The following is a 22,379-nucleotide window of genomic DNA, read 5'->3' on the forward strand; positions in this document are numbered from 1 at the left end:
CCTAGCGCGTCTGCCATTCCGCCACGACCGCATATGTTGCAGCGACATTTACAATCATACCAGATTATGAACTGTTTTTCAAGAGTTAATAATTGGTTGGTGCGGGTGAAGGGAGTCGAACCCCCACGCCTTGCGGCGCCAGATCCTAAGTCTGGTGCGTCTGCCAATTCCGCCACACCCGCATTATTGAAAATTTATTTCGCTATCGCGAAAGGAAGATTATTTTGCTAGCGCAAAAAATCTTGGTGAGCCATGAAGGACTCGAACCTTCGACCCTCTGATTAAAAGTCAGATGCTCTACCAACTGAGCTAATGGCTCTTGGCTGGGCTAGCTGGATTTGAACCAACGCATGTCGCAGTCAAAGTGCGATGCCTTACCGCTTGGCTATAGCCCAATATTGATTATTTCATAAAAAATGGCGGTCTGGACGGGACTCGAACCCGCGACCTCCTGCGTGACAGGCAGGCATTCTAACCAACTGAACTACCAGACCGAATGATATTTTAGATAAGAAACAGGAAATGAGTTATATTCATCTCCCGTCCCTGATGACCCCTACGGGATTCGAACCCGTGTTACCTCCGTGAAAGGGAGGTGTCTTAACCACTTGACCAAGGGGCCTAAATTTTTATGGCGGAGAAGGAGGGATTTGAACCCTCGCGCCGGTTACCCGACCTACACCCTTAGCAGGGGCGCCTCTTCAGCCTCTTGAGTACTTCCCCATAAAAATGGCTCCGCAGGTAGGACTCGAACCTACGACCGATCGGTTAACAGCCGATAGCTCTACCACTGAGCTACTGCGGAATAATATGATGTTTCTTCAGCCGAACAAGCAGATCATCTTGTCGACTCTTTACATTATAATGACGTTGTATTATAAAGTCAATACGATTTTTCGATAAAATAAGTTGCAAAATATTTCCTTAATCCCCTTGTAACTCTTTTACCTTTACTAGCTTACCTCTACACTTTCCACACACGTAACGACTTGTATTAATACTTCGTTTTCTTTTGTATTGCTGATGGCATGTTGTACATTGATACAGGAGGATTTTTGTGGAGATGCGTTTCTTAGGTTTGTCTAGCAGCGGACTGCAAAATCTCGGTGCACCTACTTTTTTTAATAACATCTTAAAATCGGAATCACGGTGCTGATATCCTCTTCCTTCTATATGAAGATGGTAATGGCAGAGTTCATGTTTAATAATTCCAATTAGTTCATTTAATCCTAGTTGATCTAAATATTTTTTATTAATATCGATATTGTGAGTCCCAAGCAGGTATCTTCCCCCAGTGGACCGGAGCCTGTTATTAAAAGAGGCTTTATGCCTAAAGGGCTTTCCAAACGATTCAATTGAGACTTTTTCAACCAGTTTTTGTAGTTCTTTATCCTCCATTTAGATTCCCTCCTACTTAAAGCGAACGTGACAACCTATTATAGCATATATTGTATATACCTTTAATGATCTACTTTTCGGGAGGTTGAACTATGCCGACTTGGTTTCAAAACCAGATGAAAAGAGCTTTCTACGAGAAGGACCGATACCAAATTAAACTGTTAAATCAATGCTGGTTTTTTTACAGAAAAAAACACATTTCGTGAGACTTCCAGTTTGCATCAACAAAATCTATTGGTTACCATTTTTCTATTTTCCTTTTTGCTATGGTAGCCAATAACCTCTATTGGTTACCACTTGTTCAATTTTTTTCTAATGTTGATCATCACGAACGCTCTTTGGTTACCACCTTTTCAATTTCTCCCTAATTTTGGTCATTATGAACGCTCTTTGGTTACCACTTTTACAGTTTCTTTCTAATTTCGGTCATCATAAACGTTCTTTGGTTACCACTTTTACAGTTTCTTTCTAATTTCGGTCATCATAAACGTTCTTTGGTTACCACTTTTACAGTTTCTTTCTAATTTCGGTCATTATAAACGTTCTTTGGTTACCACTTTTTCAATTTCCCCCTAATTTCGGTCATCATAGACGTTCTTTGGGTTACCACTTTTTCAATTTCCCTCTAATTCCGGTCATCATGGACGCTCCAGGTGTTATTAAAACACAAAAAAGATGACCATCCATATTAAACGGTCATCTTCTATTAAAATTTCTTTATTTTGACGGCGGCAGCATGGTTAACGCGACTCTGCCCTTTTTCATATCGACTGAGTCTACCCAAACGGTTACGACATCACCAACCGATACGATATCTAATGGGTGTTTTACAAATCGATTACTTAACTTCGATATATGAACCAATCCATCCTGCTTAACACCGATATCGACAAAGGCACCAAAGTCTACTACATTTCTAACCGTTCCTTGCAGCTCCATTCCAGCGCTTAAATCTTCTAATTTAAGAACATCCTTTTTTAATAAAGGACGCGGCAAGTCGTCACGTGGATCGCGTTCTGGTCTTACTAGTGCATCGATGATATCTTTTAATGTTAGTTCTCCAATAGATAATTCAGCAGACATTGCTCTGAGGTCGAGTCCACTAAGCGCATCCCGTAATTCAGCTGTTCCTAAATCCTTGGCTGAAAAACCTAAGCTAGTTAATAGTTTCTTCACTTCATCATAGTTCTCCGGGTGAATTCCAGTTCGGTCTAAAGGCTGCTTTCCATCTAATACACGTAAGAAGCCAATTGCTTGTTCATAGGTTTTCGCTCCCAAACGCGGGACTTTCTTTAATTGCACCCTGCTTGTAAACTTCCCTTCCTCTTCCCTTTTCTTAACAATATTGTGTGCAGCGGTTTTGGTTAATCCCGCTACATATTGGAGTAAGGACGCTGAGGCTGTATTGACATTAACACCTACACGGTTTACTGCTGTTTCCACCACAAAATGCAAGGATTCTGAAAGACGCTTCTGCGTTACATCATGTTGATATTGACCCACACCTACGGATTTAGGATCAATCTTTACTAACTCCGCTAGTGGATCCTGCAGTCTACGTGCAATGGAGACTGCACTTCTTTCTTCTACTTGAAAATCAGGAAACTCTTCTCTTGCTATATCAGAGGCAGAGTACACACTAGCACCCGCTTCATTCACAATTAGATAGTAGATTTCCTCGTCCATTTCTTTTAGGATATCTGCCACAAATTGTTCGGTTTCTCTAGAAGCAGTTCCATTACCAATCGCAGCCATCTCCACTTTATAATCGCGAAGAATTCGAATGAATTTTTCCTTAGCTTCCTTTGTCTTAGATACAGGCGGATGCGGATAAATCACATCAATTTTCAGCACCTTACCAGTTTCATCTACGACAGCAAGCTTACAGCCTGTCCGATACGCAGGGTCAACACCAATAACCACTTTCCCTTTCAACGGCGGCTGTAAAAGCAGGTTTCGAAGATTTTCAGAGAATATATGAATGGCCTGCTCTTCACCTTTATCATTAAGCTCACTTCGTATTTCCCTTTCAATCGAAGGCTGAATCAGACGCTTATAGCTATCTTCAATAGCTTCTATAACATATGCTGCTGCAGGTGAATGCTGAACGCGCACCCATTTTCTTGTTAGGTAGGATAAGATAATATCATTATTTATTTTTATAGATACCCTTAAGATATCTTCCTTTTCTCCACGATTTAACGCAAGGATTCGATGTGGAACAATCTTATTTACAGGTTCCTCATACTCATAGTACATTTCGTAAACCTTTTTCTCGTCCTTCTCTGCGTCTTTAACGGTTGATTCTACTTTTCCAGACTTAAAGGTTTCATTCCGAATCCACTTTCGGCTTTCAGCATCGTCAGAGATCATTTCAGCAATGATATCCTTTGCACCAGCAATCGCTTCTTCAACAGTAAGGACTTCTTTTTCATCAGATAAAAATTCCTTAGCTTTATCCTCGATTGGTGTCATCGGAAAGGTTAATAACCATTCTGCTAACGGCTCTAAACCCTTTTCCTTAGCAACCGTTGCTTTTGTACGTCGTTTTTGCTTATACGGCCGATATAAATCTTCAACTTCTTGCAGCTTTTCTGCTTTCGTTATTTTATGTGTAAGTTCGTCGGTTAGTTTACCTTGCTCCGCAATAGTACGAAGTACTTCTTCTTTCCTTTGCTCAAGGTTTTGTATGTATTGCCAGCGTTCCTGGATATCTCGTATTTGGACCTCATCTAGGGCCCCTGTCATTTCTTTACGGTAGCGGGCAATAAATGGCACGGTATTACCCTCATTCAATAAAGAAATAACACTTTTCACCTGTTTTTGAGATATCGCTAATTCGGCAGCTACCTTTCCAAGAAGCTGTTCATCTTTCACAACTGTATCGTTCACAACACAAACCTCCATTCCTATTACCATATTGTATCAAATTAGCTCAATCGATTCACATAAATAAAAAAAGCAAGCTAATTAGCTTGCTAAAAGCAGAAACAACTATGAGGGCAGAACATCCGTATAAAAAAACGCTCTTTCTTAAAAGAGCGTGCATACATGCTAAAATTCGATGAGACCTATACTTACTCGCAAGGCTTCATCCACTTTTTCCATCATTTCGTCATCGAGATGGGTTATTTTATCGGTTAACCGCTGTTTATCAATTGTACGAATCTGTTCTAAAAGTATGACTGAGTCTCGTTCAAAACCGTAGCGCTTCGCATCAATTTCTACATGAGTGGGAAGCTTCGCTTTTTGAATTTGTGCTGTAATCGCTGCAACAATAACTGTGGGACTAAACCGATTCCCGATGTCGTTTTGAATGACAAGTACAGGACGGACGCCGCCTTGTTCAGAACCAACAACTGGGGATAGGTCCGCGAAATATACGTCACCACGCTTGACAATCAAGGGATTACCCTCCGCTTACAAGACGTTCAACTGTGTGCTCTGCCTCAAATTCTGCTTGAAACATTTCCGATGCAATCGTTAAATTGATCATCGCCATTTCCATGTATCCACGTCTCATGGATTCGCGAATTTGTCTCTTTTTTCGTTCGCGTAAATACATTTTAGTTGCTTGATAAATAAACTCGCTCCGGTTAACGTTTTCTAATTTTACAAAACCATCTAACTCGGTTAAAAGATGTTGCGGTAATTTCACTAAGATTTCCGTAGTTGCGCCGGATTCAGACACAAACATACACCTCCACCATCACTACACACCAATTTTTCTATCTACCATATTTTATAATAACACTTAATGCCCAAAATGCATAGACTAATTATAATACTACTGTATTATAGGCCAAACAAACTACCTTTTATGCACTAAAATTCCGCATTATCATAAATATGTTACATTTTCATTATTAGCCCACTTATTCGTGAAGAAGGTAATTTTTTAATACGACAATTTCCCCACCCTGTTTATATAGACGAGGTACTCTCGTTGATATAATACACGGTACTTCGTAATTGATCGTTTCTAACTTTCGAGCAATTTCATTAACAGAAATGAATTCATCTTCCTGTTTGCCAATTAAGGTAACAGTCGTCCCCACTGGAACAGCATGTGGTAATTTTACCATACATTGATCCATACAAATCCTGCCAACAATTGGAACCCTTTTCCCCTCAACCAATACTTCCTGACCCTGGAGCCGGCGAATCCATCCGTCTGCATAACCGATTGGAATGGTACCTATCCACTCTTCTCCCTCCGTCTCATACGTAGCTCCATAGCTAATCTTCTCACCCTTATCCAGTTTTTTCACATGGACAAGCCTTGAACGGAGTGAAAAAGCTTCATTTAACGCGAGTGGCAGTTCATGTTCAATCTCGGGAGAGGGTGTTAATCCATACATCGCGATTCCAAGACGAACAGCATTAAAATTAGCCTTCGAGAAGCGTAATGCTGCTGCACTATTACTGCAGTGCACGTACTTCGGCCGTTCTTTTAATACAGATAATAAATCATGAAATAACTTCAGTTGTTGTTCGAAATAAGTTAGATCCACTTCATCTGCTGTAGCAAAGTGTGTAAATATCCCCTCAATATTAATACGCTCATCATTAGTTATTAATTGCACAACCGCTGATAACTCTTCCTTAGTACGGATTCCTATCCTCCCCATGCCTGTATCTAGCTTAAGGTGAACGGAAAGGACCTTATCAGAAGGTAAGTAGGATTGAGCTGCTTTGACCCATTCCAATTGGAAAACCGTAATCGTGATGTCCAACTTGACTGCAAGTTCTACATCCTCTGGTCGAGTTGCACCTAATACTAACATAGGCGCTTTTATCCCTTTATTCCTAAGCGCAATGGCTTCATCCATGAATGCAACTGCTAAATAGGTCGCTCCCGCCTGCAGTGCACTCTCCGCAACTTGTACATCTCCATGGCCGTAAGCATTTGCCTTAACCACCGCTATGATATCGACATTTTCAGGCAAAAGTTTTTTAACCGAGGCAACATTTTCAGTAATACAATCTAAATCGACTTCTGCCCATGTATCTCTATAAAAAAAGCCTTGTTCAGTCATTATTCCACTTCCTAATTAACTAATGTCCCTTTATTTTATTTTAATTTTTACCTTATTGATTATCAAACTACTTATTTTAATTGTCAAATTAAAAAACAGGCCCTATACAGAGCCTGTAACCGTAAATCCTATTTTTCTATATCCCCTTGGACAGTTCTCGCAATCTCAACTAGTTCTTTTTCGGTTAAGTCGTTTGAGGCAATCATGTAGTCTACACCATCCATGGTCCATGTAATCGAACCTTCTGATACAGCACCGATTGTCACACCTAAATCAACTAAGTCTCCATCCACATATGTTGGTGATGCAGAAGCTTCTTTCACAGTTACCTTTTCTTGTACAAGTGTAAACGACTTTTCACCCTCATACGTTAAGACAACGCGCTTGCCATTTTCAAGTTTCACTTCTTTTTCATCTATTAATTTTGCGCCTAAATCAGATGTAGGATATTTAACGGTAAATGCTGTGTCCTTGCTATCTGCCATCACAGGCAGGTTAAGATCAGCACGAGTCATATTCTTTTTCATATCAAAATCACTGTCGTCGAAACTTGCATTAAATTTAACCTTAGAAAATTCCACAGTCACAAGAGCATTTCGATCAGGATCCATTACTTTTACAACCGCAGGTGATAAATCTTCTTTGTTAAGTTTAATTTCTTGTATTGGCAGCATACTATTGTTTTGATAGCGAGTTTTCGTTTCAAATACATAATGTTCTTTCGTAGAAGAAAATTTCGCTTCTTTATCCTCAACGATATCTTTGATCAATGATTCGTATAAATAGGCCTGGCTGCTGTTTTGCGGCCAATCACTTTGGAATTTGAAACTCTTCTTAAGAGCAGGAGTTAACACGAATACTCCTTCATTATTCCGTAAAATCATTTGGCTTTGGTCTTTTTCAGCATTTTTTAAATTAACGCGATAAAATGTTGGATCTTTATGCCAAATTTCCACGTTATACACCTGTGAATCAGCACCCATTTTTAACGTCATTTTTGCGTCTACTTTATACCCTGATAAATCATTTAGTTTTCCATTTAACTCTTTCACCACATCTTCTTTTGACTTTGAGCCACAGGCTGCTAGTAGAAAGACGACCATTAACCCCGTGATCAAAAGCAACAACCTTTTCTTCAATTCCTTCAACCCCTTCTTGTCTCATTTTCATATGAATTTAAAGAAGACTTGTCTCTCCCATTTCCCTATGAATATATGAGACAACCTTTTGGAATATGATAAAGGATTGAAAGAAAAGTAAAAGCGCCTCGAGGGGCTGGGCGCCGGAACTAGACAGTCCGTGGACATCATTTTTTCTAATTTTCTTCGATTACTACCTGGGCAACAGCATAATCACGACTGTGTGAAATGGAAAGAAAACCATTGGTATCAGGTTTTACGATATAGGGCTTGCCTAGGGAATCAGTTTCAATTTCAATATCTAAAAACGATAGTTCTTTCCCTATTCCCGTCCCGGCGGCCTTGGAATAGGCCTCTTTTGCAGCAAACCTTCCCGCTAAAAATTCAATCTTCCTTCGGTCCGGAAGCTGTTCAAATGTTTGTTTTTCATTATCAGTCAGTATTCGATCAATTAATTTTCGCTGTCTCGTGACAATCTCTTCAATCCTTGAAAGTTCGATTATGTCAATTCCAATCCCTTTAATCATGGCTAGGTCCCCTTCTATTTATATTAAACAATGCATAATAGTACAACAGGAGCAAAATTCAGTCTATTATAGAGGTAAGTCTATTCAGGAGGTCATTATGTTTACGAGAACAGAAAGTTTTCGCGAATTTATCCGTTATTATCCGGTTGTTTCTACTATTATTGCCATCCATTTCCTATTATATCTTTTTACTGCCTTACCTATTTTTCCAAACTTTTGGTTTAAATCCACCTTTTCAGGGGTGAACCTCTATATTACGGAAGGGGAATATTGGCGGTTGGTAACCCCCATTTTTATGCATGGCGGTTTTACTCATGCTTTATTTAACAGTTTTTCACTTGTCCTTTTTGGCCCAGCACTTGAAAGGCTGCTAGGGAAAAGTAAATTCGTATTGGTTTATCTTGTTTCCGGCATCCTAGCTAACATAGCGACACTGCTGCTTGAACCGTTAACCTATGTACACGTTGGTTCAAGTGGAGCCATCTTCGGATTATTTGGTTATTATATTAGCATCATTCTCTTTCGTAAGCATATGCTCTCACAGCAAAACTCTCAAATCATCCTTATAATTTGTGCCCTAAGCTTAATCATGACCTTTATACAGCCCAATATTAATATTACCGCCCATATATTCGGATTAGCAGGTGGATTTTTACTAGGAGCTGTTTTTTATAAAAGGCTGGGTTAAAGGTTTTTGTTGATTTTATTAATTTTAAGAATCAAAATAGACGGAGTAATTCCGCTAAATTAATTATTTCCATTAAAAAAAGCTCAAATAGACGGAGAGATTCCGCCTATTGGCTTGAAAATTTTAAAAATGAGAGGTTTTGGTTTGGATAACCGGAAAACCTCCTCTTATATGACCCCAAACAGGCTCCATTCTGCCTTTATCCGGAAAGTCTCCGCTAATTCTACTTAGGCTGGTTACTGGGGCACACATCACCAGCATTATATAACCATCGCCTTGTAATTAAAAAAGGGGTTGAGCCATTTATTGGGTTCAATCCCTTTTTTCAGATTCCCTCGAAAACCAAGTGTAGACCTTTTTCACATCATTTCGGTCCATATCGCTTACACGGCCTCCCGCACCACCAAAGCCCACTTTCACAAAAGCCTCTAATGTCACCAGGTCTTTCCTTCTCTGAAAATAACTTTCTTTCAATTCTAGAACTTGAAGTTTATTTTTCTTAATAAACACAGTGGTCCGTACCATAGATCGATAACGAAGACTCAATTGCTGCTCTTCCAATCTCCAGCCGGCGTCCTTATATCTTAATACTCCCCAGAATGTTACTAGGGCAAGAATAAGCAAGGAAAGAAGGCCCCAACCCTTTAGAAAAACTATTGAAGCGACAGCAAGTGGAACGATTATGATCCAGCTTCGAAAAACATATCGGTTCATGGCTCTTTTAGGAACGGGCGTGAAATTTGAAGCGAACCGATAATCCGTAAGAACTGGCCCTAAAATTTTTTCAATGTCCTGCAGTTTAACAAGCGGAAGCAGTAATACCTTTGAACCTTCTTTATTACTAGCTGAACCACCAGCACTTTCAACCATAACAGAACCGTAACCCAGCCATTGCCGGACGATATTTTCATTAATCCTTATGGCTTGAATTCTGGTTAACGGAATGGTAATTTGTCTTTTTTCTAATAGACCTTGAGAAATAACTAAATCATGTTCTGTTTTTGCAACTTGGAAATTTGCATATTTTAACATTGTTCCAAAAAGAGCAACAATCCACGCTGCCACAAAGCCGATAAAAACAAAAATGGCGATTACAATCATATTACTTACCGCCAATTGTCCGACGCCGCGGAATAATTTTTCGTAAGGAATAAAATCATCCAACTGAGAGAAAAAGGCCAATACAGCTGAGATTACTACCCCTACTCCTCCTGATGTAAGTGATAATAAAATAAGCTGTGCCGAAGTCATTTTGAATACTGTGTGATTAGAAGGTTCTTGAACATCTTCAATGTCTGGAACAGAAGGATTTTTAGCTACAGCAACATACTCTTGTATATAGCGTGCCTCTGATTTAGAAATGGCTGACAGAACTGCCTCTGCCTCATCGGTTCCGCTCCCGCCAGCTGTTTCAATCCGAACTTTTACCATCCCACATAAACGCTGAAGAATCCCCTCTGAAATATCCAGACTTTGGATACGTTCCAACGGAATATACCTTTTCTTCCGGACAAAGACGCCGTATTCTATTCGAAGTTCATTCTCCTCTAACCGGTAAGTATAGCGCAGCCATGAAAGGATGCTGATTAGAATAATTCCTATAATCACAATAGCGGAAGCACCAAAAAGCAGCAGCTTCCCGCCATCACCTTTATTCCAAATAAAGAACAATGCGATAAATGAAAAAATAAAATCCTTGATTCGTTTACCGATCGTTAACACAATCACAATGGGATGGAGCCGTTTTGGTTCAGACATCTTCATCCGCCACCCTTGCTAGATTAGAAATAAAGCGCCTTAATTCTTCCGCTTCACTCTCTTCTAATGCAGGAATTTCATGAGCTGTTGCTGCCGTATTAATAATGATGGAGGCTAATTGATAATTACGCAAAATTGGTCCCTGCACAGTATCTACATGCTGTACTCTAACCATCGGAATCAATGTCCGCTTCACAATAAAGATTCCTTCTTGAAGCTCAATTTCCTCTTCCCTCACATCATACCGCCAACGCTTCCACCTAAGTGATGGTAATAAGTAAATAATAAAATACGAAGAAATAAGTTCAATTGCGATTAATAATGGTGATATCCAAAATGGACCCTTAAAGATATGTAAAAGATATATCGCTACGCCAGCTAAAATCCAACTGATTGCAATTTTTATCGCACCTGAGATTCTCCAAACCGTTAATGCTTTCACAGAAATTCTTTTTTGCGGCTCTAGAATCATATTTCCCCCCTACTTCCATACTTTCCCTTAAGTATACACGGAAATGGGTTAGGAAACATCCTTGTTATTCAACAACAAAGCTTGATTGGTCTAGTACCTTAATTCCCCGGCTTTTCAGGTCATCTATCAGTTGAAAGAGTGCCGCATCTTTTTGTTTGGCTTCTATCATGCAATGGATCTCTGGTACAGTTCCTTTTATTGTGTTTAAAAATGTTAAAAGCATTTCTGGATCAACAAAATCAGCATGTGCCCTAAATTCATTTTGTGAACGTGGACTTGATATATGCATTTTAACCGGAAGTGGAGAATCCCTCCAGGTAGTGACAATTCGTTCCCAATCCCGCTGCCACTCCACGTCTTCATGATTTGCCAAATGGTGGTGATAGTCAAATACCATTGGAATCCCTAGCTTTTCACAAAGATACAGCGTTTCTTTTACTGTAAATGTTGTATCGTCGTTTTCAAGCATAATCATTTTTTGAATGGCTGGCTGGATGAATCCCCAATTGTGAATAAACTGTTCAAGCGCCATTTCTTTATCTTCGTAGCCGCCGCCTACATGTAGGACACAGCGATGTTCTGTATCGATACCCATACCTTTTAGCAATTTCTTATGCATGACAAGTGTCTTTAGTGCGTTGGAGAGTATCTCTTTATTCGGTGTGTTAAGCACTACAAAATGGTCAGGGTGAAAATCAACCCGCATGGGGTGGAGGTTAAGATAGTCACCAATCCTTTTTAAAGATCCCTTTAGTGGTTTAATATAATCCCAATCCAGCAACTCCTCGTGGTTAGCAAGAGGAATCAGGCGGGAGCTTAGGCGAAAGAAATGAATTTGATTCCCAGCATTGTGTTTTAATAACCGAAGGCAATTATCTATATTTGACTCAGCAATTCGCTCAAGCTTACGAATAGCTGCATCACGGTCTTTAATTTTGCTAAATTGTGCAAATGTCATCGTTTGAGAAGGCGAGGCGTTCTGAAGCTCCACACTCATTGCAACATAACCAAGTTTAACAATCATCTTAATCACTCCTAACAAGCTGTTACCATTAATGTTCCCAATATACAATTGTAAAATAGAGGCTTGTTAAACTTGTCTGTTGATTTCTTTTTCTCCTTAGCCTCAAATACTTGTTCATATGATGAGTCTGTTAATTTTGAGAGGTGGATGCCTTAATATGGTATAGTAATTACTCGTTACCGTTTACCCCCAAAATATCGCGGTACGGGCATGAATAGACTCTATTTGTTACCATTTTTACTAAATTCCCTCCCCCACGGGCACGAATTACTATTATTCGTTACCGTTTTCACTTAAAATGCTGCGGTACAGGAACGAATATCCTATTCGTGCCAAACCAGCTCCAATACACACTCCTTTGTCCTAATCAAAAGCCAAAAAAAGAGAGCACGGACATTATATGCCCATGCTCCCTTACATTATTATCGGTTAAAGCTTCTTGGTTTTGATGATTTTCCTGATGTGCGTGTTTCACCTGTTCTTGGCTTTCCAGGTGCCTTTTTACGATCACGATTACCGCCGCTGCGTTCCCCGCCACGAGATGAATTATATCCGCCTCTATTGTCGTCTCTTCTTCTGCGATCACGGTCTTGAGGCTTTCTGTCTCTCTTAGAATGAAGCGGTGCTTCTTCTGTTAACTTTACCGGAGTTTGATCTGGTTCTTTTGTTAACATTTTCAAAACTGCTGCAATTACAGTTGAAGCATCATTTTCTTCAAGTAATTCGTTGGCAGCTCGTTTATAATACTGAAGATTATTTCCTTCAATTGTTTGAACAATCTTATCGACTACTGCGCGTTGTTGACCTTCTAACGCTTCATCTAGTGTAGGAGCAGTCATTCTGTCCATCTTATGTCGAGTTGTTCTTTCTAAAATTGAAAGGTAAGACTTCTCACGCGGTGTGATGAATGTCAGTGCCATACCAGATTTACCGGCACGTCCTGTACGACCGATACGGTGTACATAGCTTTCTGGATCTTGTGGGATATCAAAGTTGTAAACATGTGTTACACCAGAAATATCTAGACCCCTTGCAGCTACATCCGTTGCAACAAGGACATCAATCGTTCCTTCTTTAAATTTACGAAGGACTTGAATACGCTTTGCCTGTGTTAAATCTCCGTGAATTCCTTCAGCAGTATAACCTCTTAGCGTTAGTGCTTCAGATAATTCATCAACACGGCGTTTTGTCCGTCCGAAAATAATCGCTAATTCAGGTGATTGGATATCAAGCAGTCTTGTTAAAACGTCAAATTTATTTTTTTCCATTACCTCTAGGTAATATTGTTCAATCGCAGGAACTGTCATTTCCTTTGTTTTAACTCGAACAATTTGTGGATCCTTCATAAATTTCTCTGCCATTCTTTGGATTGGAGCTGGCATTGTAGCAGAGAAAAGCAATGTTTGTCGTTCTGCAGGTGTTGCTGCAAGAATCGATTCAATATCTTCAATGAATCCCATATTTAGCATTTCATCCGCTTCGTCAAGAATAACAGTATTTACTGTGTCAAGACGCATAGTTTTTCTGTTGATATGATCTAAAACACGTCCAGGTGTTCCAACAATAATATGTGGGAATTTCTTTAATGAACGGATCTGGCGGCTGATGTCCTGTCCTCCGTAAATGGATAAAACGCGGACTCTTTTACCAGAACCGATTTTATAAAGCTCTTCCGAAACTTGAATTGCAAGCTCACGAGTAGGAGCGATAATGATCCCTTGAATCGCGTCCTTCGTTACATCAATTTTTTCAACCAAAGGAATACCAAATGCAGCTGTTTTACCAGTTCCTGTTTGGGCCTGCCCAATCAAATCCTTACCGGCTAAGCCCATCGGAATTGTTTCTGACTGAATTGGTGTAGCTTCCTCAAAACCCATTTTAAGGACAGCTTGTAAAGTTGCCTGACTTAGGCCTAAATCTTCAAACTTTGTCAATGTTTTCATTCTCCTTCATTTATATAAAAATTTAATCTATGTGCTGAATACTTGTGATTCGCATCAAAATGCCGTAACTAGGTAACATCTTTATTTTACCAAAAAAAAGACATCCCTCCAAAGGAGTATGCCCTATTTTACTCGTTCTTTAGACACGTTGCTGATAATCATAACATTATTACAAGTATATTGCAATTAATGTAGTTTATTTACGAGTCCCATATCAGCATTACCGCTCCATCAAAAAGTCATAAACTTGGGAAAATAGGGCCTCTTTTTCCTGACAGTGACAAATATGATGGCTAGAATCCTTAATATACGTAAGTCTTTTTGTTTTCGCATTTATTGTCCGGTATAAGTATTCAGCACTTTTGGGAGGGACGATACCGTCACACTCTCCCTGTGCAATCAGCGTTGGCACTTCTACTTGAGGGAGAAGTGGTTTAATGTAAGAAACAAGTCTTCGAAATTGGAAAGTTGCTTTTATGGGAGTTGCTTTTATTTTTCTTTTGTAACGTTGAAATAATTCATTTTCTTCTAAGTTTCCTTTAAATAAATCAACCATCATTGATTTAATTTCACTTGCCATCTGTTTTGGGTTAAGATAATAAGCAGCTGCACTAAGTAGTACAAGCTTGTCCACAGGGTATTTCGCAGCCAGGAGGCTTGCAATCATTCCCCCCATAGAAAACCCAATTACATAAACTTGATCACAGGTTTCAATCAATTTCTTTAATTCAGACTCTGCATGTTCTATCCATTGTTGATAATGGATATCTTTTAGTGAAAGATTTTCGCCATGGCCAGGAAGAGTAGGGACACTGAATACCCAATCCGTATGCTTCGTTAAATACTCAGCAAGCGGTTCTACTTCATATGGTGCCCCTGTAAAGCCATGAATACATAAACAGCCAATCAAAATTCTCCACCTACTTTGCTATAAATGAATTATTTTTCTTTAGTGTTCCATTAACAGCACTTAGCATACAGTCTAGACTTCGATCTTTTATTAATCCTGCTTTTGTTGTAAGGCGGTCACAATTTCCTCCAGTTTCATCCCTCTTGAAGCTTTTACCAGTACTAAGGTACGGTTGTCTACATGTCCCTCTAATACTTTAATTAACTCATTTTTATCGGTAAAAGAAAAAACTCTTTGTTTTCCTAAAGTGGATCGTGCACCTTCAGCCATATGTTCCGCCAATTTTCCATAGGTGAACAACAAGTCTATCTTATCCGGATTTAATCCCTCGCCGATTTGCTGATGATACTGTTCTTCTTGAGGCCCTAATTCAAGCATATCACCGAGGACGAGGATAATTTTTTCATAACCTTTTAAATGTGAAACTAGTTCAATGGCAGCCATCATGGAGGTAGGACTAGCATTATAGGCATCGTTGATGATTTTTTCACCATGACTACCTTCAACTAACTCCATTCGCATATTGGTTAGTTTTACACTGGTTAAACCTTCATTCATTTTTTCAAATGGCACATCAAAATAATGAGCAATAATCATGGCAGCAAGGGCATTTAATATATTATGTGTACCCAATACAGGAAGTTCGAAACTTTCCGAAGACTTATTGATTTTAAACATATTTCCTTGTTCTAATTGAGTAATTTCTGTTGGAAAAAAGTCATTACTATCGGTTCTTCCAAATGTTTGTACATTCACATTGCCTTTATATTTATGAATCCGTTCCATCAGAAGGGGCTCATCTCCATGAAGAACCGCTAAACCATGTTCTTTTAGACCTTGTAAAATTTCTAGCTTGGCTTCTGCAATTCCTTCTCTCGAGCCTAGGTCAAGAAGATGGGATTCACCGATATTGGTGATGACAACTGCATCGGGAGAAGCAAGTTTTGTCAGGAAGGCAATCTCTCCTCTGCCGCTCATCCCCATTTCTAGAACCGCAATATCAGTATCCTCATCCAAACCTAAGACCGTTAAAGGCAAACCAATATGGTTATTATAATTCCCCTCGGTCTTTTGAACTTTATAGTTAGTGGATAACAAAGAATACGTCATATCCTTAGTCGTGGTTTTCCCGTTACTGCCTGTTATACCTACAACTTTTACTTGTAACTGTTTACGATATTCTCTCGCTAATTCCTGTAACGCCACTAAGCAATCCTCAACGATAAGAATCGGTAAATGCAGGGGTGGATTCGGTACATCGCTTTGCCAAAGTGCCGCAGCGGCTCCTTTTTTCAAGGATTCCTCTACAAATTTATGACCATCTGAGTTTTCCCCTTTAAATGGTATAAACAGGTTTCCCCCTTCAATTTTTCTAGAATCGATTGAAACACCACTAATTTCTGTATCAGCAAAAGAGGTAATCTCATTTTTTACAGAAATCATCTCCGATATCTGCTTTAAAGTTCTTTTTATCATGTCAATCCTCCAGTAGGATATTTTAATAAAGACACGGCACTTAGCCGTGTCAATGTTTTCTAGAAGGTGTATTTAATGTTTTGCTTCTGGGCATGGCGTTCCCTTGCAAGATTTACCAATGTTTCAATCAATTGTGGATACTCAACACCCGTATGCTTCCATAACAGCGGGAACATGCTAAATGGCGTGAATCCCGGCATTGTATTCACTTCATTAATTAAAGCCTTACCATCCTTTGTTAAGAAGAAGTCCGCACGCACAAGGCCTGAGCAATCCAACGCCTTAAAGGCTTGAATAGCCATCTCTTTAATTTGCTGATACTCTTCCTTCGTGACATCTGCAGGAATGATTAAAGCTGTGTCACCGTCTTCATATTTCGCTTTATAATCATAAAAATCCTTCTTTGGAACAATTTCACCTGCAACTGAACACTTGGGATCGTCGTTCCCAAGAATACCTACTTCAATTTCACGTGCTGTAACACCTTCTTCGATGATTACTTTTCGGTCAAATTGAAACGCTTCTACAAAGGCTGCTTCTAATTCCGTTCTGTTTGTACATTTGCTAATTCCTACACTCGAGCCTAAGTTGGCAGGCTTTACAAAGCAAGGGTAGCCGAGTTTTTCTTCCACTTTTGTATAAATTGACTCTTTCGTCTTTTCCCATTCTGTTCGAACGAAAGCAACATAATTTACTTGCGGAAGCCCCGCTTGTGCAAATACATTTTTCATCATAACCTTATCCATACCAGCTGCGGAAGCTAATACACCATTACCGACATAGGGCAGGTTTAACAATTCCAATAATCCCTGAACCGTTCCATCCTCACCATTTGGTCCATGAAGCAGCGGAAAAATGACATCTAATGGTTCGCTGTTTTGTTTTTGATCATTGAAAAGAGTCGGTGCCAATGATAAAGGAGATAACTGATTTTCATTTGAAAATTCTAATGCCTGAACATTTTCTGCAGGCGCAGTAAGCTGAGGTCCCTTTATCCACTGACCCTCTACATTTATGTAAATCGGATGAATTTCATATTTTTCCAGATCGAGCGCGCTTATCACCGCAAGAGCTGTTTGTAACGATACTTTATGTTCAGCGGATTTACCTCCGTATAGTAAACCAATTTTTGTTTTCATACTAAACCTCCATTTTCGCATTCACGTTTTTATTTTATCACTTTTATTATTTTATGAAACCTACAGCTTGGCTAAAAACCACTAGTTATACAAACACAAAGAAATCTCCCCAGCAAAATGGAGAGATTAGATAACTGTAAGCTTCCATTCTTTTGTTTTTTTATCAAAGATGATTTTAGCATGGCAGGTTTCGCCTGAAATTTGCTGATATTCTTCGTACATATCATCCATCGATGCAAAATCACCAATTACCCAAATCGGTATTTCCAGCTTGTTTCGCTGATGATCAACATCACGTAAAGAAATACAGATACCTTCCTTAATAAAGGGCGTTAAAGATAAGAGAATTTCCTTATTAATTGGTGGATATGAACGTTTTTTTCTGATTCCGAGAAGTGTCTTTTCAAGCTTCAACTTTCCCAGCTTACTGGAAAGCGCATAACTTAAAAGATGAAAAAAGTCCTTAAAGCTTCGATAATATACTTTATTAAAGAATCCATCGTCGTGCGCCAAATAAACAAAACGGTTCCCTAGCTTATTATAAAAAGGCAGTTTTAAATGCTGCTTTTGATGTCCCAAGTATAATATTTCCGCTATTTCTTGTCCTGTTAGTTCATTTAATCCTTCTTCTTCAACAAAGTCAATCCAGCAGAAATCACCGTAGCCATAAATATCTTCCGCAGCTAAACTTTCGATTCGCTCATCCGGACAATATTCTAGCAGAGTATGCATATTAAAATCACTATCTTCAAAGCGATGTTTTAATAATAGCAAATGATTCAATGTACCCGAAAAAGCAGCAGCAAATTCAGCAAATTCAATACCGTAAGATAGTACATACTGATCATTTTGATTTAAGTGGACATAGACAAGATCCTGTATGTCTTGATGGTGCTTTTTCAAAGCCAAACTCCTCCGATCAGGAAAATAAACATTATGGTAATGAGTTAAAATACTCATTAAAACGCTCACCAATATTAACCAATCTTTCACTATTTTATCATTAATAGTCCAAATAGCTTATTTCAATTCTTTTACAATTCTAAAGAGATTTGTGATACTTTTGAAACAGTTAGCTTTATTCCTTTATGTATAACACATACTAGTCGATAGTAGTATTAACTGCAGTACAATCAACAAATCATTTTTTACATACATGTATAGAAGGATTAAAACGCACCGTTAGAAAGGAGCGTGCTGTCAATGATTAAAGATATGACGAAAGACGAAATGACCCTCCATATTATAAAGTTATTAAAAGAAAACAAAAAGGCAGATTTTCTTACCATCCTTGAAGAATTGCAGCCATATGATACAGCAAAAATATATGAGGATTTACCTGAAAAGCATAAACTTCGTTTTCTCTTATTCTTAAATTTTGAAGTACTCGCTGACCTAATGCAGGAACTTGAAAAAGAAGAGCAGCTTGAGGTTTTAAATAAACTCGGGTTAGAGAAATCCAGTAAAGTCCTTGATCTAATGGACAATGATGATTTGGCCTTGTTCCTTGATGAACTATCACCAGAGAAAAAAGAGTCACTGCTCTCTGGTATGAAGGTAGAAGAGTCTCAAGCTGTTACCGATATTATGAATTACCCTCCTGAAACTGCAGGCAGAATGATGACGAATCGCTTTGTCTGGATTCGAAGTTATTACAGCGTAAGGGAAGCGGTGGATAAGTTAAAAACGTTTGCTGAGTTTGCTGAATCCATTAATTATTTATATGTTGTTAATGAAGAGAGAAAGCTGGTTGGTGTTGTTTCTTATCGAGACCTACTGCTTGCTGACATCAATGAGAAAATTAATAACATCATGTATGAACGTGTAATATCTGTTTCCGTGACTACCGACCAGGAAGTCGTCGCCAGAATGACGGAACGATACGATTTCCTTGCAATTCCTGTGGTTGATGAAAGTAACAGACTTGTCGGTATCGTTACCGTCGATGATATTATTGATGTCGTCATTAAAGAGGCAAATGAGGATATAGAGAAATTATCTGCCTCTGGGAAATCAATTGACTTTGATACAAAAACATTTGTTGCAGCTGCTAGGAGGCTTCCATGGCTTATATTGCTTTTATTTATCGGGTTGTTGTCCGGCAGAATAATCAGCAGTTTTGAACATACATTGGAACAAGTCGTCGCCATTGCCTTTTTTATGCCCATGATTGCAGGAATGACCGGTAATACTGGTACTCAATCACTAGCCGTAGTGGTGCGAGGACTTATTTCTCATGATATCGATAAAGGGGTCATCCTTCGCTTGATCGCCCGTGAACTTGGTGTCGGCGTGACAATCGGGATTACCTGTGCCATCCTTATCTCCATTATCGCTTATATATGGCAGGGAAGCTTTATTTTAGGTGCAGTGGTCGGTGTTTCACTTTTCTTTACACTCATTATTGGCACCCTTGCTGGTACAATCATCCCGCTGATTTTATTCCGTTTAAATATTGACCCTGCTGTTGCCTCCGGCCCGTTAATTACGACAATTAATGATATTTTTTCTCTACTCACTTACTTTGGTATTGCCACAATGTTTCTAAACTATCTCATGTAAGCACGGTCATAGACCGTGTTTTATCTTTTTGAAACATTTTGTCCAGTGAAATCGTCATAATAGTAAAGTTGTTGTAATAAATTACCTAAATATATTGTTACCAAATATTTTCTTTGTTAGCATATCACTATACAAATAGACAAAAATTGGGTGTGGCATATGGACAATTTCACTAAAAAGGCAGACCGCTTTGATTGGACGTTAACATTAATTTTGTTTCTATTTTTTCTCGTAAGTTGTTTAGGAATTTATAGTGCACAAACAGCTGGACAGTACGATGAAAATTTCCTAGTTAAGCAAACTTTCTGGTATGTGGTTGGAGCAGCCATCATTTCCATTACCATTCTTTTTGACAGTTTTCAATATAGACGGCTTTCCTGGTACTTGTATGGATTTGGTCTTATTTTGCTTATTGGTGTCCTTGCTGCCCCAGAAAGCATTGCTCCCATTAGAAATGGTGCCAAAAGCTGGTTTATTACGCCTCTTGGGTCGATTCAACCATCTGAATTTGTTAAAACCTTTCTCATTTTAGCACTTAGCACTGTCGCAACCCAGCATCAAGAGAAATATCTAGAGAAAACATTTAAAAGAGACGGTTGGTTATTACTTAAATTAGTAATCACAACATTCGTACCAATCTTCTTTATTATGAAGCAAAATGATCTAGGTACTTCGCTTGTCTTATTATCAATTTTAGTCGGATTCATTCTCGTATCTGGTATCACATGGAAGATTATTTTGCCTATCTTTAGTACCGGTGCTTCACTTGCCGTTTTCATTATTTATTTGGTTGTTCAAAGACCAGATATACTCGAAAAATACCTGCATGTACAAGAATACAAATTTAATCGAATATATGCATGGCTTGACCCGTTCAACCATTCAAGCAGTTCAGGTTACCATCTGTTGAAATCCTTAAGTGCGATCGGGTCCGGATTGATAACCGGTAAAGGATTTGGCAATCGGGAGGTTTACATTCCTGAAGGTCACACAGATTTTATATTTAGTGTGATTGGTGAAGAGTATGGCTTTGTTGGCGGCAGTGTCGTCATCGGACTGTTCTTTCTATTAATCTATCACTTAATTAAAACAGCATTCGATACCAATGATCCGTTTAATACATATGTGTGTACGGGAATTATCTCTATGCTCACCTTTCATGTATTCCAAAATGTCGGTATGACCATTCAAGTACTTCCGATTACAGGTATTCCCTTACCTTTTATCAGCTATGGCGGAAGTTCATTAATGGGTAATATGTTTGCGATGGGTATCGTCTACAGCATTCGCTTCCATCATCGTAATTACATGTTCTCATCATCAAAGTCTTTAAGCAGTTAAATCAAGGCAGCGGTAAAATCCGCTGTTTTTATTTCTTTCTTCTCTAAACTGTTATAAACTTAGAAAAGCGTAAGTGCCCTGGTCAGCGGCGTATGGCCTCCTCGAAAAAGCTAACGCTTTTTCTTCGTGCGAAGCTTATGCTGCCGAAGCATTCCTTGTGGAGCGCTCCATCTGAGATAAAGGAAACACGAAGAGCCGGAGGCGCATTCGTGCTTGACTTATCGTAGGGCGGAGAGCGAAGGACACTAGCCGCTAGGGCGCTGGAGCTAGACACTTAGAAAAGCGAAAATATTTAAGGTGAAGGTGAACTATGAAAGAATTTATTTTCTCAGTACTAGAGTTCTTATCAGAGTTAGGCTACTTCGGAATTGCTCTAGGGTTAATGATAGAAGTTATCCCTAGCGAAATCGTCTTAGGGTATGGCGGTTATATGATTTCAGAAGGAATCCTCGGCTACCCTGGCGCAATTATTGCTGGAACAGTTGGCGGAACCCTTGCACAGTTATTTCTCTATTGGGCAGGATACTACGGCGGGCGGCCCTTCTTAGAAAAATACGGCAAATATGTCTTTATTAAAAAGAAGCAAATTGACCTGTCCGAACAATGGTTTCGAAAATATGGAGTCGGCGTCATTTTCTTCGCCCGATTTATTCCCGTTGTCCGACATGCGATATCCATTCCTGCTGGGATTGCGAAAATGTCTGCGACCAAATTTACGCTTTATACGGTAGCTGCAGTTATTCCATGGACCATCCTTTTCCTATATTTAGGACATACACTAGGGGAAAATTGGTCACATATTAAAGAATATGCTGCGCAATATACCTTGCCTATTATTATCGGTGCGGTTATTCTTGGTGTTATTTACTTCTTAATAAAGAAAACAAAAAAATCAACTACTGATTGATTACAGTGGTTGTTTTTTTTTGTCATCAAAGCATCATTTGACTTTTTATCGGGTTA

Annotated in this window: 20 protein-coding genes and 8 tRNA genes (1 of these 28 running past the window's edge); 5 read left to right on the top strand and 23 right to left on the bottom strand. The window is 39.0% G+C overall.

Going from position 1 to position 22,379, the window contains the following annotated elements; genetic code table 11:
- The 9 genes from ACN6MT_RS02665 to ACN6MT_RS02705 form a co-directional block, all read right to left on the bottom strand.
- A tRNA-Leu gene (locus ACN6MT_RS02665) sits at positions 1–31 on the bottom strand (it extends 55 nt beyond the left edge of the window).
- Positions 32–97: 66 nt separating this feature from the next.
- Positions 98–182 (bottom strand) — tRNA-Leu (locus ACN6MT_RS02670).
- A gap of 61 nt (positions 183–243) precedes the next feature.
- Positions 244–319: transfer RNA gene (locus ACN6MT_RS02675), tRNA-Lys, on the bottom strand.
- 1 nt (position 320) lies between these two features.
- Positions 321–395 (bottom strand) — tRNA-Gln (locus ACN6MT_RS02680).
- A 22-nt stretch (positions 396–417) separates the two neighbouring features.
- A tRNA-Asp gene (locus ACN6MT_RS02685) sits at positions 418–494 on the bottom strand.
- Between the two features lie 56 nt (positions 495–550).
- Positions 551–622: transfer RNA gene (locus ACN6MT_RS02690), tRNA-Glu, on the bottom strand.
- 10 nt (positions 623–632) lie between these two features.
- Positions 633–723: transfer RNA gene (locus ACN6MT_RS02695), tRNA-Ser, on the bottom strand.
- 7 nt (positions 724–730) lie between these two features.
- Positions 731–805, bottom strand: a tRNA-Asn gene (locus ACN6MT_RS02700).
- 119 nt (positions 806–924) lie between these two features.
- On the bottom strand, positions 925–1,398 hold the full coding sequence (locus ACN6MT_RS02705; RefSeq protein WP_419954712.1) for a SprT family protein: 474 nt from the start codon (positions 1,396–1,398) through the stop codon (positions 925–927).
- A 92-nt stretch (positions 1,399–1,490) separates the two neighbouring features.
- Between ACN6MT_RS02705 and cmpA the strand changes: the two genes are divergently transcribed.
- Entirely contained in the window at positions 1,491–1,604 is a 114-nt protein-coding gene (cmpA, locus tag ACN6MT_RS02710) for a cortex morphogenetic protein CmpA (RefSeq protein WP_095251326.1), read from the top strand.
- A 511-nt stretch (positions 1,605–2,115) separates the two neighbouring features.
- On the opposite strand, the gene ACN6MT_RS02715 is transcribed toward cmpA, so the two are convergent.
- The 6 genes from ACN6MT_RS02715 to acpS all read right to left on the bottom strand — a co-directional run bounded on the left by ACN6MT_RS02715 (position 2,116) and on the right by acpS (position 8,103).
- A complete protein-coding gene (locus ACN6MT_RS02715; RefSeq protein ID WP_419954713.1) occupies positions 2,116–4,290 on the bottom strand; it encodes a Tex family protein in 2,175 nt (724 codons plus the stop codon).
- Positions 4,291–4,452: 162 nt separating this feature from the next.
- Positions 4,453–4,803: a type II toxin-antitoxin system PemK/MazF family toxin gene (locus ACN6MT_RS02720; protein ID WP_034673264.1), complete on the bottom strand. Its 351-nt coding sequence runs from the start codon at positions 4,801–4,803 to the stop codon at positions 4,453–4,455.
- Positions 4,804–4,807: 4 nt separating this feature from the next.
- Entirely contained in the window at positions 4,808–5,089 is a 282-nt protein-coding gene (locus ACN6MT_RS02725) for a CopG family ribbon-helix-helix protein (protein WP_034673267.1), read from the bottom strand.
- 184 nt (positions 5,090–5,273) lie between these two features.
- On the bottom strand, positions 5,274–6,437 hold the full coding sequence (alr, locus tag ACN6MT_RS02730; RefSeq protein WP_419954714.1) for an alanine racemase: 1,164 nt from the start codon (positions 6,435–6,437) through the stop codon (positions 5,274–5,276).
- Positions 6,438–6,565: 128 nt separating this feature from the next.
- A complete protein-coding gene (locus tag ACN6MT_RS02735) occupies positions 6,566–7,576 on the bottom strand; it encodes a LolA family protein (protein ID WP_034673288.1) in 1,011 nt (336 codons plus the stop codon).
- 176 nt (positions 7,577–7,752) lie between these two features.
- The gene (acpS, locus tag ACN6MT_RS02740) at positions 7,753–8,103 is read right to left on the bottom strand and encodes a holo-ACP synthase (RefSeq protein ID WP_419954715.1); all 351 of its coding nucleotides are present in this window, start codon (positions 8,101–8,103) and stop codon (positions 7,753–7,755) included.
- A gap of 97 nt (positions 8,104–8,200) precedes the next feature.
- Between acpS and ACN6MT_RS02745 the strand changes: the two genes are divergently transcribed.
- The gene (locus tag ACN6MT_RS02745) at positions 8,201–8,791 is read left to right on the top strand and encodes a rhomboid family intramembrane serine protease (RefSeq protein WP_419954716.1); all 591 of its coding nucleotides are present in this window, start codon (positions 8,201–8,203) and stop codon (positions 8,789–8,791) included.
- Between the two features lie 312 nt (positions 8,792–9,103).
- Here ACN6MT_RS02745 and ACN6MT_RS02750 read toward each other — a convergent pair whose 3' ends face one another.
- The 8 genes from ACN6MT_RS02750 to ACN6MT_RS02785 all read right to left on the bottom strand — a co-directional run bounded on the left by ACN6MT_RS02750 (position 9,104) and on the right by ACN6MT_RS02785 (position 18,416).
- On the bottom strand, positions 9,104–10,549 hold the full coding sequence (locus tag ACN6MT_RS02750) for a PH domain-containing protein (RefSeq protein WP_419954717.1): 1,446 nt from the start codon (positions 10,547–10,549) through the stop codon (positions 9,104–9,106).
- On the bottom strand, positions 10,542–11,021 hold the full coding sequence (locus ACN6MT_RS02755; protein WP_419954718.1) for a PH domain-containing protein: 480 nt from the start codon (positions 11,019–11,021) through the stop codon (positions 10,542–10,544). The genes ACN6MT_RS02750 and ACN6MT_RS02755 overlap by 8 nt, the downstream gene beginning before the upstream one ends.
- 64 nt (positions 11,022–11,085) lie before the next feature.
- Positions 11,086–12,045, bottom strand: coding sequence for a UV DNA damage repair endonuclease UvsE (uvsE, locus tag ACN6MT_RS02760; RefSeq protein ID WP_419954719.1), 960 nt, complete (start codon positions 12,043–12,045; stop codon positions 11,086–11,088).
- A gap of 422 nt (positions 12,046–12,467) precedes the next feature.
- Positions 12,468–13,979, bottom strand: a complete 1,512-nt coding sequence (locus ACN6MT_RS02765; protein ID WP_419954720.1) for a DEAD/DEAH box helicase — start codon at positions 13,977–13,979, stop codon at positions 12,468–12,470.
- Positions 13,980–14,208: 229 nt separating this feature from the next.
- Entirely contained in the window at positions 14,209–14,898 is a 690-nt protein-coding gene (locus tag ACN6MT_RS02770; protein WP_419954721.1) for an alpha/beta hydrolase, read from the bottom strand.
- Positions 14,899–14,988: 90 nt separating this feature from the next.
- On the bottom strand, positions 14,989–16,374 hold the full coding sequence (locus ACN6MT_RS02775) for a UDP-N-acetylmuramoyl-tripeptide--D-alanyl-D-alanine ligase (RefSeq protein WP_419954722.1): 1,386 nt from the start codon (positions 16,372–16,374) through the stop codon (positions 14,989–14,991).
- A 59-nt stretch (positions 16,375–16,433) separates the two neighbouring features.
- On the bottom strand, positions 16,434–17,513 hold the full coding sequence (locus ACN6MT_RS02780) for a D-alanine--D-alanine ligase (RefSeq protein ID WP_419954723.1): 1,080 nt from the start codon (positions 17,511–17,513) through the stop codon (positions 16,434–16,436).
- A gap of 126 nt (positions 17,514–17,639) precedes the next feature.
- Complete coding sequence (locus tag ACN6MT_RS02785) at positions 17,640–18,416, bottom strand: hypothetical protein (protein ID WP_034673315.1); 777 nt, start codon at positions 18,414–18,416, stop codon at positions 17,640–17,642.
- Positions 18,417–18,716: 300 nt separating this feature from the next.
- Here ACN6MT_RS02785 and mgtE point away from each other — a divergent pair, with 300 nt between their 5' ends.
- From mgtE to ACN6MT_RS02800, 3 genes are all read left to right on the top strand, one after another.
- A complete protein-coding gene (mgtE, locus tag ACN6MT_RS02790) occupies positions 18,717–20,075 on the top strand; it encodes a magnesium transporter (RefSeq protein ID WP_034673317.1) in 1,359 nt (452 codons plus the stop codon).
- A gap of 159 nt (positions 20,076–20,234) precedes the next feature.
- Positions 20,235–21,416, top strand: coding sequence for an FtsW/RodA/SpoVE family cell cycle protein (locus tag ACN6MT_RS02795; protein ID WP_419954724.1), 1,182 nt, complete (start codon positions 20,235–20,237; stop codon positions 21,414–21,416).
- A gap of 310 nt (positions 21,417–21,726) precedes the next feature.
- Complete coding sequence (locus ACN6MT_RS02800) at positions 21,727–22,323, top strand: DedA family protein (RefSeq protein WP_034673322.1); 597 nt, start codon at positions 21,727–21,729, stop codon at positions 22,321–22,323.
- Positions 22,324–22,379: the final 56 nt, after the last annotated feature.

The sequence above is a fragment of the Neobacillus niacini genome, from assembly GCF_048572935.1.
Classification (GTDB): Bacteria; Bacillota; Bacilli; order Bacillales; family Cytobacillaceae; genus Neobacillus; species Neobacillus niacini.